Source organism: Flavobacterium kingsejongi, from assembly GCF_003076475.1.
Classification (GTDB): Bacteria; Bacteroidota; Bacteroidia; order Flavobacteriales; family Flavobacteriaceae; genus Flavobacterium; species Flavobacterium kingsejongi.
This window is the reverse complement of the sequence record NZ_CP020919.1, coordinates 2,755,603-2,770,560: the sequence shown is the minus strand read 5'-3', so window position 1 is coordinate 2,770,560 and position 14,958 is coordinate 2,755,603. Positions and strand designations below refer to the sequence as shown.

General features: G+C 45.9%; 11 protein-coding genes and 1 pseudogene. 9 read left to right on the top strand and 3 right to left on the bottom strand.

Annotated elements, in window-relative coordinates; genetic code table 11:
- Window positions 1-6 precede the first annotated feature (6 nt).
- The 3 genes from FK004_RS12270 to FK004_RS12260 form a co-directional block, all read right to left on the bottom strand.
- Window positions 7-897, bottom strand: a complete 891-nt coding sequence (locus FK004_RS12270; protein WP_108738835.1) for an alpha/beta hydrolase — start codon at window positions 895-897, stop codon at window positions 7-9.
- Window positions 898-1,033: 136 nt separating this feature from the next.
- Complete coding sequence (locus tag FK004_RS12265) at window positions 1,034-3,346, bottom strand: glycoside hydrolase family 3 protein (RefSeq protein WP_108737512.1); 2,313 nt, start codon at window positions 3,344-3,346, stop codon at window positions 1,034-1,036.
- A 9-nt stretch (window positions 3,347-3,355) separates the two neighbouring features.
- The gene (locus tag FK004_RS12260) at window positions 3,356-5,605 is read right to left on the bottom strand and encodes a TonB-dependent receptor (RefSeq protein ID WP_108737511.1); all 2,250 of its coding nucleotides are present in this window, start codon (window positions 5,603-5,605) and stop codon (window positions 3,356-3,358) included.
- Window positions 5,606-6,007: 402 nt separating this feature from the next.
- Between FK004_RS12260 and FK004_RS12255 the strand changes: the two genes are divergently transcribed.
- The 9 genes and pseudogenes from FK004_RS12255 (at window position 6,008) to fabF (ending at window position 14,904) form a co-directional block, all read left to right on the top strand.
- Window positions 6,008-6,754: an NUDIX hydrolase gene (locus tag FK004_RS12255; protein ID WP_108738834.1), complete on the top strand. Its 747-nt coding sequence runs from the start codon at window positions 6,008-6,010 to the stop codon at window positions 6,752-6,754.
- A 47-nt stretch (window positions 6,755-6,801) separates the two neighbouring features.
- Window positions 6,802-7,302: a GNAT family N-acetyltransferase gene (locus FK004_RS12250; protein WP_108737510.1), complete on the top strand. Its 501-nt coding sequence runs from the start codon at window positions 6,802-6,804 to the stop codon at window positions 7,300-7,302.
- Between the two features lie 181 nt (window positions 7,303-7,483).
- A complete protein-coding gene (locus FK004_RS12245) occupies window positions 7,484-8,788 on the top strand; it encodes a cytochrome ubiquinol oxidase subunit I (RefSeq protein ID WP_108737509.1) in 1,305 nt (434 codons plus the stop codon).
- A gap of 5 nt (window positions 8,789-8,793) precedes the next feature.
- Window positions 8,794-9,837: a cytochrome d ubiquinol oxidase subunit II gene (locus FK004_RS12240; RefSeq protein ID WP_108737508.1), complete on the top strand. Its 1,044-nt coding sequence runs from the start codon at window positions 8,794-8,796 to the stop codon at window positions 9,835-9,837.
- A 569-nt stretch (window positions 9,838-10,406) separates the two neighbouring features.
- Window positions 10,407-10,997: a TetR/AcrR family transcriptional regulator gene (locus FK004_RS12235; RefSeq protein ID WP_108737507.1), complete on the top strand. Its 591-nt coding sequence runs from the start codon at window positions 10,407-10,409 to the stop codon at window positions 10,995-10,997.
- A 119-nt stretch (window positions 10,998-11,116) separates the two neighbouring features.
- Window positions 11,117-12,398, top strand: a pseudogene (locus FK004_RS12230) (acetyl-CoA C-acetyltransferase).
- A 19-nt stretch (window positions 12,399-12,417) separates the two neighbouring features.
- Window positions 12,418-12,858, top strand: coding sequence for a PaaI family thioesterase (locus FK004_RS12225; RefSeq protein WP_108737506.1), 441 nt, complete (start codon window positions 12,418-12,420; stop codon window positions 12,856-12,858).
- Window positions 12,859-12,870: 12 nt separating this feature from the next.
- Window positions 12,871-13,611, top strand: a complete 741-nt coding sequence (locus tag FK004_RS12220) for an SDR family oxidoreductase (RefSeq protein WP_108737505.1) — start codon at window positions 12,871-12,873, stop codon at window positions 13,609-13,611.
- A 48-nt stretch (window positions 13,612-13,659) separates the two neighbouring features.
- On the top strand, window positions 13,660-14,904 hold the full coding sequence (gene fabF / locus FK004_RS12215) for a beta-ketoacyl-ACP synthase II (RefSeq protein ID WP_108737504.1): 1,245 nt from the start codon (window positions 13,660-13,662) through the stop codon (window positions 14,902-14,904).
- The last annotated feature ends 54 nt before the right edge of the window (window positions 14,905-14,958 follow it).

Sequence of the window (14,958 nt, the reverse complement as noted above, 5' to 3'; positions counted from 1 at the left end):
CGATTTTTAATTGCTGAAGCCTTGTTGTTTCAGCCAGTCTTCAAAGCGCTGTACCCAGCTGTCTACCGGAAGGTTTTGTTTTCCGGTTCCAAAGCCATGCCCGCCTTTGGCATACAGGTGCAATTCTACCGATTGCCCCGCTTCGAGCCATTTATTATACAGCTGTACGCTTCGTGGTGCCAGTTGCAACTGGTCATCGCTGGCTGCACAGATAAATAATGGAATTTTCTTCGTTGGTACCGGTGTGGTCAGCAGCTTTGCGCTTGGCCCACCGTAGAGGGAAGCGGCAAAGTCAGGTACGATTTCCGAAGGGGTATAGAGTACCGTTTCCAACGCAACCGTACTTCCGGCAGAAAAACCAATGATCCCGATCTGTCCTTTTTTAATCCCAAAGCGCGCCGCATTGTCGTGTACATATTGCAATGCTTTATTGCCATCCTGTGCCGCAAGCTGGATGACCGGAGCCGTACTTTTCTCAAAAGCAGCACGGTCTTTCAGTTTGTCCATCATCTCACGGGCCGGATCGTTCGATTCTGTTTTGACCAAACGGTATTTCAGCACAAAAGCAGTAATTCCTTTAGCACTCAGCCATTGTGCCAGTTCGGTTCCCTCGCGGGTAATGGACAGGCTCTGAAATCCGCCACCCGGTGCGATTACAATAGCCGTTCCAGTATTTTTCACGCCTTTTGCAGGTTTAAAAACCAACAAAGACGGAGCCGTGACATTATAGACAACATCTGTTTTAAAAAGATCGGAATACATTTGCGCTTCTTGCTGTGTCCAGTTTTCTGACCCGGGGGCTTTACCTGTATATAATTTTACGGTTTCATCCTGTGCTTGGGCAGCATGGTGCAGGAACATAAAGCATAACATAAAAAATGTGATGTTTGTTTTCATGGGGATATTGAATTGGTTAATAGTATGCATTTTTAAAATCGGCTGCGATAAAACATATTTTTCGGCTGCGATCATTTCAATCACTTGATATAAAAAACCGGACCAGGGAAAATATCCCCGCCCCGGCTTACTAACTTTATTTTTTATAGGTTGCAGTACGCGCATCCTTAATCACACCTTCCCAGTTCAGTCCAAAGGCAAAATCATAGGCATTCCCTTCAGTGTCCCGGTAGGGAATCATATCATAAGGCACATCTTCCAGTTGTTTTTCAACCGTACTCATATCCGCAGGCATTTGTACCGGCAATAATCCGGAAGGCGCTGTTTTTCCGGAAACAATATCCAGTATCGCCTGGGTGGAAACGCCGAAGTTCAGGACAATTCCGGCAACTTCTTTTTCAAATTCCTTAAAAATCATGGGTTTGGAAGCTGTAACTGCTACAATAACCGGTTTTCCTTTCATCATGTCCCGGGTGTCCAAGATGGTTCTCAAATCCATGGTGTTGGCGGCTGTTACTGTTTTCCCTTTATAAGTCCTGTCAGTAATAGTAGGATCGATTACGGCATCTCCCGCAGCAATACTGTGTTCCCGGGCTTCAGTCGCGGTATAGGTCCCGTATTGCAATGAGATTGGGACATAACCATTGCTTCCCGCTTTACGGTCATGCAGGTCGTAACCGCCTTCAAGGCTCTGCGGGCTGGTCACAAAAACCAGAGCAAAATCAGCCTTTTCAGGATCTTCACTGACATTGTAATATTTTTTGACCAGCTCCATATTCACCGGATAGTCCAGTCGTGGCTCGCTGGCTTTACCCCACCAGTCTTTGGTAGATGGAAAATAGATTTTAGGGACATACACCGTCTTTTGGGCTGCCATTGGCAATACCTGGTCGTGGTTTTTCAGCAATACTATCGATTTCAATTGGGCTTCATAACCCGCTTTCATAAACTCCGGATTCCCCACTACTGCTTTTGTAGTCGCTACATCAAGATACGGATTTTCAAAAAGGCCGACACGAATGCTATTTTGCAGCAGGCGAACTGCCGATCGTTCAAAACGTGCCCTCATAAACGGCGCTCCAAATTCCTTAACACCCATAGCGTAGGCTTCCAAAACTGGTTTTTTATCATTATTACCGCCAAACTGGTCGACACCCGCCATAATTACTTTGTAGTGGCGTTCGGCAATCGTCAGGGCTTCCGCACCCCAGGGTTTCCCGGCAAACTGATCCGGCGTTTTCCCTTCATCGCCAGTCACTAACCAGTCGGTACAGACTACGCCATCATAGCCGTATTTATCCCGAAGCAGGTCGGTAATGATATATTTGCTATAGCCATTGGCTACATTTTCATTGTATTTTTTATCCTGGTCAAAACTTATGGTATAGTACGGCATTACTGCAGCGGCTTTTCCGGTTTTGCCTTTGAGCTTAAAAGCCCCATTGATAAAAGGATCGATATGCTGTTGCAAATTGTTCCCGGGATAGACGGCAAATTTTCCATAGGCCCAATGGCCATCACGTCCGCCTTCTTCCGCTCCACCACTCGGCCAGTGTTTGACCATCGCATTGACACTGTTATACCCCCAGCCGTCTTTGATTTCGGCAGTACCATAGGAAGTCTGGAAGCCATCAATATATGCACGACCCATATCGCGGGTGAGTTCCGGGCTTTCGCCAAAAGTCATTGCAATACGGTACCAGCGTGGCTCGGAACCCAGGTCGATCTGTGGTGATAAGGCTGTAGCAATGCCCAGTGCACGGTATTCTTTGGCCGCAATCTGGCCGAATTGCTCCACTACCTGCGGATCAAAAGTAGCCGCCATACCCAACCCGTCAGGCCACATCGAAATCGTTCCACCGGCACCGGCATTAAACTCCGAAGTCACCAGGGCCGTATGCCTCGGATCGGTACTGGTATTACTTGGGATACCAAGCCCGATGCCTTCTACATACGCCTGCATTTCATTATTCCATAAAGCAGCAGCCTCCGGGCTTTCTACTTTGGTAATCAGGACATGCCTGAGGTTGTCTTCTTTCAAAAAGGTCTTCTGCTGATCGGTAAGATTCCAGGCTTTCGCCGTGCTTTCCGGGAATATTTTTCCATCATAGGTACCGGCATTGTAACCTGAATTGCCCGCGGGTAACGCCTGATGCCGGCTGTACAGCATCAATCCGGCGATCTGCTCTACAGACATTTGTGCTGCCAGATCTTTGGCCCGTACTGCTGCCGGCAAACGCCAGTCTTCATACTTATCCAGTTTGCCATTCCGGTTGAGGTCCTTAAAATGTTTTCCGTTAACGGTAATTATCTTAATGCCTGAACCGGGAGCATAGCCCAGGGTAGCCCCTTTAGTGTTTTTTACGAGTACAAATTCCCCCTGCTTTTGCGCACTAAGGGTGGTACTGATGAGAAATGCCAGACTGGCCGTGATCATTATCTTTTTCATAGTGGTAAATTAAAATCTGAAATTCAGTGATGCTTCCAAAGTAAAAGGCCTGATATAGGATCCTACCAAAAGCTTATCGTAATAGGGCGTGGCATCCGTAATGAGTTCCGCACCGTTAATCGTTCCTTTGGCTCCGGTCTGGTTCAGGAAGTTGACAGCCGTCAGCCCAATATCAAAATGATCGTTGATCTTATAATTCACCCCACCGAAGGTTTCCCAACGGGCGTCGAAATACAGGGCATTGGTCAGGTTGGCAAACTGCTTGCTGAAGTAGCGGAAACTCGCCCATACTTTAAAGTCTTTGTAGGTATAACTCGGATCGATTTCCATCAGCACTTTGGAGATTTCCAGTACATTTTTATCATCGTAGGAATAATTGTTCCCAAACGCCGAAAAGTTGTAATTTTTATACACCGGATCCTGGAATGTAATCAGGTAATGCAGGTTCAATCCCTTAAAAGGTTTCGCTACGATATCCGTTGTCCAACCGATGGTCTGGATGTCATAAAATACAGTCGCCACCTGTGATTCGCTACCGTTGTCCGGGTTCACCAGGTTCAGTCGCGCCTGGTAGTTGTTGCGGGTCAGGTAGGTGGCCTGGGATACCACACTGAATTTATCGTGGTTAAAGTACAGTCCAAAGGCAGCCAACGGGCTTTTGGTCTTGGAGAGATTAGGCGCTACTGCTCCGGAATAACTTTCCAGCTGGCCGTTTTTTTCGGTGTATGTAAAGTCGGCTAATAATCCTGCTTTCTGCGTCACTTTGAAGACTGCGTTAACCGAAGCCCCTAAGTGAAACCAATTGTTATCAAAATAACTGCGGTCGTTCGGATCCAGTATCAGGTTAGGCGTACGCGGCGTCAGGTAATAGTCGCCTTTTAATTTGTTGTAGCGTAGGTTGACACCATAGGTCAGGCTCAAACGGTTGTTCACTACCCAGTCATCAGAGAAATAAGCCGACAGTTTATTTTCAAACCCATTGTGGTATTCGCCTCCGACATTGTAGTTGTAAAATCCATCAGCATCGGTACCTGTTCCCCCGGCGCTATTGCGTACCAGTTTATTGGGATTGGCATCCACGGTCTGGTAGAAAAACGAGCGGTTGGAGGTAAATTTATCCACATTGTAATAGTATTCGGTCAACCCGAAGCGCCAATTGTGGTTGTTGATGCTTTTCTTAATCTCAAACCGGGACAGTAACGTTTTGGTTGGTGTACCGTCGGTGTACATACCCAGCATCGAATTGACATTTCCGGTATACGGCTGTCCATTCGCCTGGTACGCAAAACCATCACCGGCTCCGGCCTGAAAGATACTCAGTGGAATGGTCACCAACTGGGAGGCTTCGGCATAACGCATACGGGTAGAGAAATTGAATTTCCAGTCGTTCCCAAGGTCATAATTCCCAAGGATGTCAACCGAATGTGAAAAAGAAGCAGCATCGCTACCACCCATATCGGCAGTTTTGGATTCCCCGGTTAAGATGTCCTTGAATTTGAGTATTCCATCATTGACGATATAAGAATCACGCCCAATACGGAACCCGTCGATCTCCGCTACTTTCCCGCCTTCTTTATATTGAAATACCGCATAATTACTCAATGATGCCGAATTAGCATATTTATACAGGACACTAATCTCCCCTTTTCCGTTGTTGAATCGTTTGGTCAGTCCTGCGCGATAAATTTGTGTGCGGTCGGAATATTGTGCAAATTTTAAATCAAATGAGTTCGGGTCAAAGTTGGCATAAGCCCCCATCGTATAGTACCAGTTGTTGCCTAAAGGGCCGGATACATTCACATCCCCTTTCAGCCAACCAAAATGGCTACCGGAAAGATTCCCCACCACTTCATGTTTGTCCGTACCCAGCTTGGTATAGGAATTTACCGCAAACCCAAGATCTCCGGTAGTAATGGCGGCTTCCCCAATTTTCAGCAATCCCGTACGACCCAGACTTTTACTTTGCCGCCACGTCCGGTTAGGCAATTCCGGCCAGAAATAATATACCACTGGTAAATCATTTTCCTGGATTGTAATACCCCCTACTGAAGAAGGCAACCCGATATTCACATCACGAGGCCCGGAGTTATTGGCTGCATTCAGCATTATGTTTCGGTTTTTTTCCTCTTTGGTATCCGAATTCACCACTTTCGCTTTTACTTTCAGCGAATCTGCCGGAGTGGTTTTGCCCTCCTGTGAAAATGCTTCAAAAACAGGAAACAGGGTCAGGCAAAAAGCAGAAATTATAATTTTTTTCATACGTACTCTGAATTGCTTTTTAGTTTATTTGATTTGATAAAATAGTCATTGCTTCATTATGAAGCAATATTAAATCCTTTTTTTGATATTTACAAAAAAAGCAACTATTTATTTTCATAATCGCAACTAAAACAAGCGTTCAATTCGATAAAAACAATAAAAACGAATAGTCCTTAGCGTATACCTAAAATTCAATAAAAAGACTACCTCGTTTTCGTAAGCCTTTGTGTTTACTGGCGAAAACGAGGTAGCTTATTTTTTTAGCATCGTTATTATTTTAGCTGAAAAGCCATTTTATCGTTTCGATTGGTTTTTATTGTGATTAAAAAAATGTTTAAAAAAAAACAAATTCAACGGTTTCAAAAACCAAAAACAGTAAATTTGGGCAGAATTGCGATCCCTATGGAATTGAAAAGTTTACTCGAACAGCGGTCAGAAACGTCCTGGAAAAATTACATCCCCCATATTTCTATTGACTCTGTCATATTCGGATTTCATGATGGGACCTTGAAAGTGTTATTGCTCAAAATGAAAGACCAGGAGCTCTGGGGCCTCCCCGGCGGCTATGTCTATAAAGAAGAGCCATTAGATGCTGCCGCCGTACGCATCCTGAAAGACAGGGCCGGTGCCACCGATATTTACCTCCAACAATTTTACACCTTTGGCGATCTCAACCGCTCCGAAGGTTTTTTTGAAGACTATCCGGATACCCTTTGGAACAAGCAGCGTTTTATATCGATCGGTTATTATGCCCTGGTCGACTATTCCAAAGTAGGTATTATCATGGATGAGTTCTCTACCGCCTGTGAGTGGAAAGATATCGAACAACTCCCACCGTTTATGATGGACCACCGCCAGATCTTTGACAAGGCCCTGCTGACCTTACGCAAACAACTGAACAATAAACCCATTGGCTACAATCTGTTGCCGGAACAATTTACAATGCCGGAAATCCAGAAGCTGTATGAAATCATATTGGACAAAAAACTGAATCGCGGTAATTTCTATCGTAAACTGCTGCGTTATGACATATTGCTCAAACACGAGGAACCCCGTAAAGGTGGTGCGCACCGTGCGCCGGATTTGTACAGTTTTGATCTTGAAAAATACCAAAAAGCCCTGAAAGAAGGCCTGAGTGGAGGTTGGTAAGCGTCAAAAGAACATTACGATTGTAACCCTTTTTTATTTTATATTCCATGCCACAGCAATTCAAAAGTGAACGACTGCACCTCCGCCCCTTAACACCGGAGGACGCTGCCTTTATTTTCACGATTGTTAATACTCCGGGCTTCCTGCAATTCATCGGGGACCGGAATGTCAGGAGCCTTTCGGATGCTGATGCCTATATCCAGAAAATCATTCACAACAGCAATATCTCCTACTGGGTAGTCAGAACCTGCGAAGGGGAAATACCCGTTGGGATACTCTCTTTGATCAAACGGGATCATCTGGAACACCGTGATATTGGTTTTTCCTTCCTGCCGGAACACACCGGAAAAGGCTATGCCTACGAAGCGGCAAAATCGGTTATCGAACACATTGTTAAAAAGGAAAGCGATACGGTACTGCTGGCTACTACCCTCAGTAACAACCATGCCTCGATTGCTTTATTGGAACGCCTGGGATTGCGCTATCAGCAACCGATGGAAACCGAAAAAGACCTGCTGCTGTATGCGGCTCCCGTAGCGGAACTTTAAGCCGGGCACAACAAGTGGAAAGGGCTATATTTACGGTAGGGCAACTGCTTTTGGAAACCTCGCGAAAACTGGCTTTTTAACTGTTAAATTAAAGGGGAATCCATAGAATTAGTACGGTATAAAATAGCTTTACCGAAGCGGATCCAGTACCTTTGCTGAAGGTCAATTTAAAACCGCTACTATGGAAAATCTTGATGCTGCCCGAATGCAGATGGCATTCACCCTCATCTTTCATATTGTCTTTGCCTGTATCGGAATGGTCATGCCGTTCTTCATGGTAATTTCACATTACAAATTCATGAAAACCCGCAATCCGGTTTTCCTCTCCCTCACCAAATCCTGGCAAAAAGGCGTCGCCATTTTCTTTGTGACCGGTGCCGTGTCTGGTACCGCACTGTCCTTTGAACTTGGCCTCCTGTGGCCCGAATTCATGAAACATGCCGGCCCGATTATCGGGATGCCTTTTTCCCTGGAAGGTGCTGCTTTTTTTATCGAAGCCATTGCCCTTGGATTTTACCTGTATGGCTGGAACAAGCTTCCCGAAAAATTCCACTGGTTTACCGGGATTATCGTAGGTGTTTCGGGTGTACTGTCCGGTATACTTGTCGTTTCGGCCAACAGCTGGATGAATGCCCCATCGGGATTTGATTATATCGACGGGAAATTCCTGAATATCGATCCGGTGAAAGCCTTCCTGAATCCGGCCTGGTTCACCCAGGCGCTGCACATGACACTGGCTGCCTTTGCTGCCACCAGTTTTGCCGTCGCCGGGATCCATGCCTTCCAAGTCTACAAAAACAGGAACACCATCCTGCACAAAGCGGCTTTTAAAATCGCTATTTCCATAGGGGCCGTTGCAGCACTATTACAACCGCTCAGTGGGGATTTATCAGCTAAGGATATTGCCAAACGCCAGCCTGCCAAACTCGCTGCCCTCGAAGCCCATTACAATACGGAAAAAGGGGTTCCCCTGTTTATCGGTGGGATTGTGGACGAAAAAACACAGGAAGTCTCCTATAAGATTGAAATCCCCAAAGCACTTTCTTTTATGGCCTTTGGCGATTTTGATGCGGAAGTAAAAGGACTGAATGATTTTCCGGCCGAAGACCGCCCCCCGGTAGCCATTACCCATTATGCGTTCCAGATCATGGTTGGCCTTGGGATGCTGATGTTGTTTTCAGGAATTTTTTATTTTACCAGCCTTAAAAAAATAAAATGGCAGGACAGCCGGAAGTACTGGCTTTATTTTGCCTGCTTAGCTCCTGTCGGTTTTTTAGCCCTCGAAGCCGGATGGATCGTAACCGAAGTCGGGCGGCAACCCTGGATCATACATAATGTGATGCGTACCAAAGATGCGGTAACCCCTATGCCTGGAATGATTTACAGTTTCTACATGTATGTGGTGCTCTATACCGTACTCGCTATTGCCGTAACCTGGCTGATGAGCCGTCAGATTAAAGTCCTCAATAACACTCCTAATACCTAAAGGTCATGTTGTATATCGTCTTATTCTTTCTTGCCTTTTCATTCTTTTTGTATGTGCTGCTGGGTGGTGCCGATTTTGGTGCTGGGATCCTCGAGCTGTTTTCATCAAAGGAAAATAAAAAACTGATTAAAAAAACCGTATACAGTGTGATGGGCCCGGTATGGGAAGCCAACCACATCTGGATTATTATCCTTATCGTAATCCTCTGGATTGCTTTTCCCGGGTATTACAATATACTTGTGATCTACCTGCACATCCCACTGACGTTGGTCTTGCTCGGCATTACCCTGCGTGGGGTCGCCTTTGTGTTCCGGCATTATGATGCAGTAAAAGACAAATCCCAGATCCTATACGACAAGATGTTTGAGCTTTCCTGTGTGGTCACCCCGATTTTCCTCGGAATGACTTTTGGTACCCTGATCAGTGGCAATATAGTACTGATGGATCCTGCGGAAAATCCCGATTTTGTCATCCTTTTTATTACACCCTGGTTCCAGGCCTTCCCGATTGCTATCGGCCTATTCTTTGCCGCCTTATGTACTTTCCTCGCTGCTACGTTCCTAATTGGGGAAGTGGATCTTGAAAACCGTAAATTATACATCCGTAAAGCGACAATCGCCACCTATACGGTCATATTACTGGGACTGATTACATTGGTCATCGGCTACACCCAGGAAAAACAATTTGTACTCGATTTCATCCAGAATTACTATGCCCTCGGGCTGGTGAGTATTTCGGCCATCTTAATATTCCCACTCTGGTACAGCATCCGCAAAGGCGATTACATCCTCTGCCGCTTTTTTGCCGGACTGCAGGTGATCCTGATTATTACTGCGGCACTTTTTGCCCACTATCCCGATATTATCATCACCAAAACCGGAGCGATCAGCCTGCTCGATAATGCCGCTCCTCCGGAAGTGATTAAAGTATTGGCCATTTCATTATTGGTTGGGGGATTCCTGATCTTACCGGGACTATTTCATTTGCTGAAATCCTTTAAGATGATTAAAATTTTAGAAACAACTACAGCACCGGATCACGATCATTAAATCCATTGCGAAAAAAAATACCAAAAGCCGGATCACTGATCTGGCTTTGTAGTGTCTGGAAAATTGCTAAAAAATACCCTGTTGCATTTTTTTGGTTTCCGTCTACAGTAAACAATGGACTGCTTTTTTGTCATCAACCCACTATAATTGTAAAGGCACTCTCGCACTTTTTTGATTGCTGTCTACAGTTGACAATGGCCTTTTTTCATGCAACGGCCCGTCCACAGTAGTAGATGATCTCCTGCACACTTGCAGCGGCCCGTCCACAGCAGTAGACGGTCTCCTGCACACTTGCAGCGCCCGTCTACAGTAGTGGATACCTTCCTGCACTCTTGCAGCAGCCCGTCTACAGTAGTAGATACCTTCCTGCAGTCTGCAGCAGCCTGTCCACTACTGTGGACGGAATCCGTTTTTTTCACTTTACCGTTTTTTTTACTGTTTTTAGCTTGCTGTAGGTTTCTGGAATCCCTTATACTATCGAATAAGTACGATGCCCGGTTAAATAAATGCCAATACTATTGTTTTTTTATACCGATTGGTATAATTTTACACCGTAATTCCGAATGACTATGACAAAAGCAGAAAAGACGAAACAGTTCATCATTGAAAAGACCGCGCCTATTTTTAATAAAAAAGGCTTTACTGGTACTTCGCTGAATGATATGACCGTGGCTACCGGATTAACCAAGGGTAGTATTTACGGCAACTTTGGCAACAAAGATGAAGTAGTACTCGCTGCCTTTGACTACAACTACGGACAGATCAGCAGGCACATGATCCAGCAGATGCACCAAAAGAATACGGCTACGGAAAAACTACAGGTCTATCTCGATACCTTTGCCGGATTTCATACCAATCCACTCCTGCAGTATGGCTGCCCCATTTTAAATACAGCAACCGAAAGCGACGATACCCACCCCGAATTGCGAAAAAAAGCGGCTTCCGCCATAGAGAAATGGCAAATTGCTATTGCTACTCTTGTAGCGGAGGGCATCCGGGACGGGGAATTCAAACCTGAAGAAGATGTAACAGCTTTTGCTTACGGATTTATCGCCGTGATTGAAGGGGGCATTATGATTACCAAAGTAACCGGGAATATGGCAGGGCTGAAATCAGCCATGCAGGTGGCTCAGAAAATGATCATGGCATTACAGGCCTGATTTTTTTTATTCATCAATATACCGATTGGTATAAAAATAAAAAGCCGAAAATTGAATAAGCAGGAATTAAAGTTTTAATTTTAAGGGACAACTCAATACGAATTAAAAGAACAATCGCTATGTCTGATCAAAATCTCGTTAGAAAAGTCGCTGTTGTCGGATACAACAGGATTCCGTTTGCCCGTCAGAATACCAATTATACCGATGCTTCCCTGCAGGAAATGATGACCGCTGTCCTCGATGGCATGGGTCACCAAGTACCATTTAGCAGGGCAACGTTTGGGTGAAGTGGCCGGTGGTGCTGTTATCAAAAGCAGCCTCGACCTGAACCTGATGCGGGAATGTGTCATGAGTACCCAGCTGGATCCCGCAACACCCGCCTGTGACCTACAGCAGGCCTGCGACACCGGAATAGAAGCTGCCATTTATATTGGCAATAAGATTGCTTTGGGACAAATTGAAGTCGGTATTGCCGGAGGGGTTGACTCCACCAGTAATGTGCCCCTGCTCCTGAAGGAACGCTTGCGCAAAAACCTGTTCGCCGTAAAGCGCAGTAAAACGACCTGGGAAAGTATCAAACAGGTACTCAAAATCAAATTCCGCGACCTGTCCCCACTCGCCCCAATGAATTCGGAACCCCGTACCGGATTATCGCTGGGCGGGCATACGGAACTGACCGCGAAATACTACCAGATCCCGAGAGCCGAACAGGATCAGCTGGCACTGGAAAGCCACCAAAAAATGGCTAAAGCCTATGATAACGGATTTTTTAAGGATATGATCCAGCCCTTCCATGGCCTGGAAGCTGACAACAACCTGAGACGGGATACTTCTATAGAAAAGCTGGCAAAAATCCGCCCGGCATTTGACCCGCAAAACGGCAGCCTGACCGCCGGTAATTCCTCTCCGTTAACCGATGGTGCATCCGCTGTATTATTAGCGAGTGAAGACTGGGCCAAAGCGCAAGGACTTCCGGTATTGGCTTACATTACGTTTTCAGAACTTGCCGCTATCGAATACGTCGAAAACAAGCAAAACTTATTATTGGCACCCGTAGCAGCAGCTACACGAATGTTGGAGCGTGCCGGGATGAAACTGCAGGACTTTGACTTTTATGAAATACACGAAGCGTTCACCGCACAGGTACTAACGACACTAAAAATATGGGAAAGCCAGGAACTTACTGCCTCCCTCGGATTAGCAACCGCATTAGGACCCATCGACCGTAGCAAACTGAATGTAAACGGCAGCAGTACCGCAGCCGGGCATCCTTTTGCCGCTACCGGTGGCCGTATTATCGCCACTATGGCCAAACTGCTACACGAAAAAAGATCGGGCAAAGGCTTCATCTCCATTTGTGCCGCAGGCGGACAGGGCATTACAATGATCATGGAAAAATAATCAAGTATACAACTATAGCATGGACAACAAAGCATTTCAATTTTTAAAAGACCGCATCGGACAAGAGGTGCAACACTCCCCTTCTCCCTTTATGAACTGGCTCAAACCAGTTATGCGTACCGTAGAAGAAGGCAAACTCGAATTTGAATACACCATCCGTAATGAAATGACCAACCCTATGGGAACGTTACATGGCGGAATTACCGCAGCCATCATTGATGATTGCATCGGGGCTACCCTGATTTCCTATGGCGAGCCCTGGTTTTATACCACCGTCAACTTGGTCATCGATTATTTTGCCGCAGCCAAAGAAAATGATATCCTGATTGCAGAGAGTACCATCATCAAAAAAGGAAACCAGATTGTCAATGCCCAGTGTAACGTCTGGAATGCCGATAAATCCCGCCTGATCGCTAAAGGGTATACGAATCTTCTTAAAATAGAACCCAGAAATAAATAAAAACCTTTTATAATGAATACAACAAATAATACCGTATTAATTACCGGCGGAAGTGCCGGTATCGGATTCGAAATGGCCCGTCAGTTCTCTGAAAAAGGCAACAAAGTAATCATCACCGGGCGCAATGAAGACCGCCTTAAGACGGCAGCTGCCCAACTCAGCAATGTGACCGCCATCCGTGCCGATGTGACCAATGAAGCAGATACCCTGCAGTTAGTCGCACAACTGCAAAAGGACTTCCCAGCCCTTAACATTGTAATCAATAATGCGGGCAGCGCTTACTATTATGACCTCGCAGCCAGTACAAACAGTTTTAAAAACGCACAGGAAGAAATACTGACCAATTACCTTTCCATCATCCGCCTCAATGAGCTTCTGCTGCCTGCCCTGCAAGAACAAGCTACAGCAGCCATTGTAAATGTATCTTCTATTGTGGCTTTCGTACCGGGTGCGCGCCTTCCTACCTACAGTGCCAGCAAAGCAGCATTGCATTCGTATACCCAGTCTTTACGAGTGGCTTTACGTTCCAGTACCGTATCTGTTTTTGAACTTATGCCTCCTTTGGTGAATACTAATTTTTCGAAAGATATAGGCGGTGAAAATGGTATCGCTCCGGCACAGGTAGCCCAGGACTTAGTACAGGCACTTGCTACGGACCAAACTGAGATACATGTGGGAATGACTGCGGACTTATACAACGCCTTTCTTGCCTCTCCGGCCGATGCCCTGTTGATGGTAAATCCGGTATCCTAATTTTTATACTTAACAATATACCGATTGGTATATCCAATATTTGCTACTATGAAAAGAGTTGTTATTACCGGAATGGGCGCACTGACCCCTATCGGAAATAGTACGGCAGAATTTTGGTCGAACCTGAAAGCCGGAAAAAGCGGTGCGAGCCCGATTACGAAATTTGACCCGGCAAAGTTCAAGACGCAGTTTGGTTGTGAGCTGAAGGATTTTAATCCACTGGATCATATTGAAAAAAGTGAAGCCCGGAAATATGACCTGTACACCCAATACGCACTGATTGCCGTTGAAGAAGCGGTACAACAGGCAAAAATTAATTTTGAAACCCTAAACTGCAACCGGATTGGCGTCATCTGGGGCAGCGGTAATGGGGGAATCACCACCTTTGAAGAGCAGGTTACGGAATATGCTGTTGGCAATGGCACTCCCCGGTTCAATCCATATTTCATCCCTAAAATGATTGTGGATATTGCCTCCGGAGTGATTTCAATTAAATACGGGCTGCGGGGTATTAATTTCACTACGGTTTCTGCCTGTGCTACTTCCAATACAGCTATTATTGATGCTTTTAACTATATCCGCTGGGGAAAGGCCGACATGATAATTACCGGAGGATCCGAAGCTGCCATTACAGCAACGGCAGTAGGCGGTTTTAATGCTTCCAAAGCACTATCGGTACGGAACGATAGCCCGGAAACGGCTTCGCGTCCCTTTGACCCTACCCGGGATGGTTTTGTAATTGGCGAAGGTGCCGGAGCCTTGGTGCTCGAAAGTTATGAGAGTGCCTTGGCACGAAATGCGCCTATCATTGCGGAAATCGTCGGAGGTGGTATGGCTGCTGATGCCTATCACCTCACCGGTACCCATCCCCAAGGCGAAGGTGCCTACCTGGGGATGCTGGCGGCACTGGAAGATGCCGAAATACAACCGGAAGCCATCGACTACATCAACATGCATGCTACATCAACCCCAATGGGCGACCGCAGTGAACTGATCGCGGTACAACGGGTATTTGGGATCCGCCCGGAACTGAACATCAGTGCAACCAAATCTATGACAGGCCACCTGCTTGGTGCTGCCGGCGCTATAGAAGCTATTGCTTCAGTCATGGCGATAGTAGATGGCTGTGTTCCGCCGACGATCAATACCGTTACAGTAGATCCCGATTTTAGCGAAAGCTTCGATTTTACACTGGGTACTGCGCAACACAAACCCCTGCGCTATGCCATGAGTAATACTTTTGGATTTGGTGGCCATATTGCGACGACCATCTTTAAAAAATTTAAACACTAAAAGTAATTGGTACTAAAAAAGCTTCTGTGGGGACAGAAGCTTTTTTTATTTTAT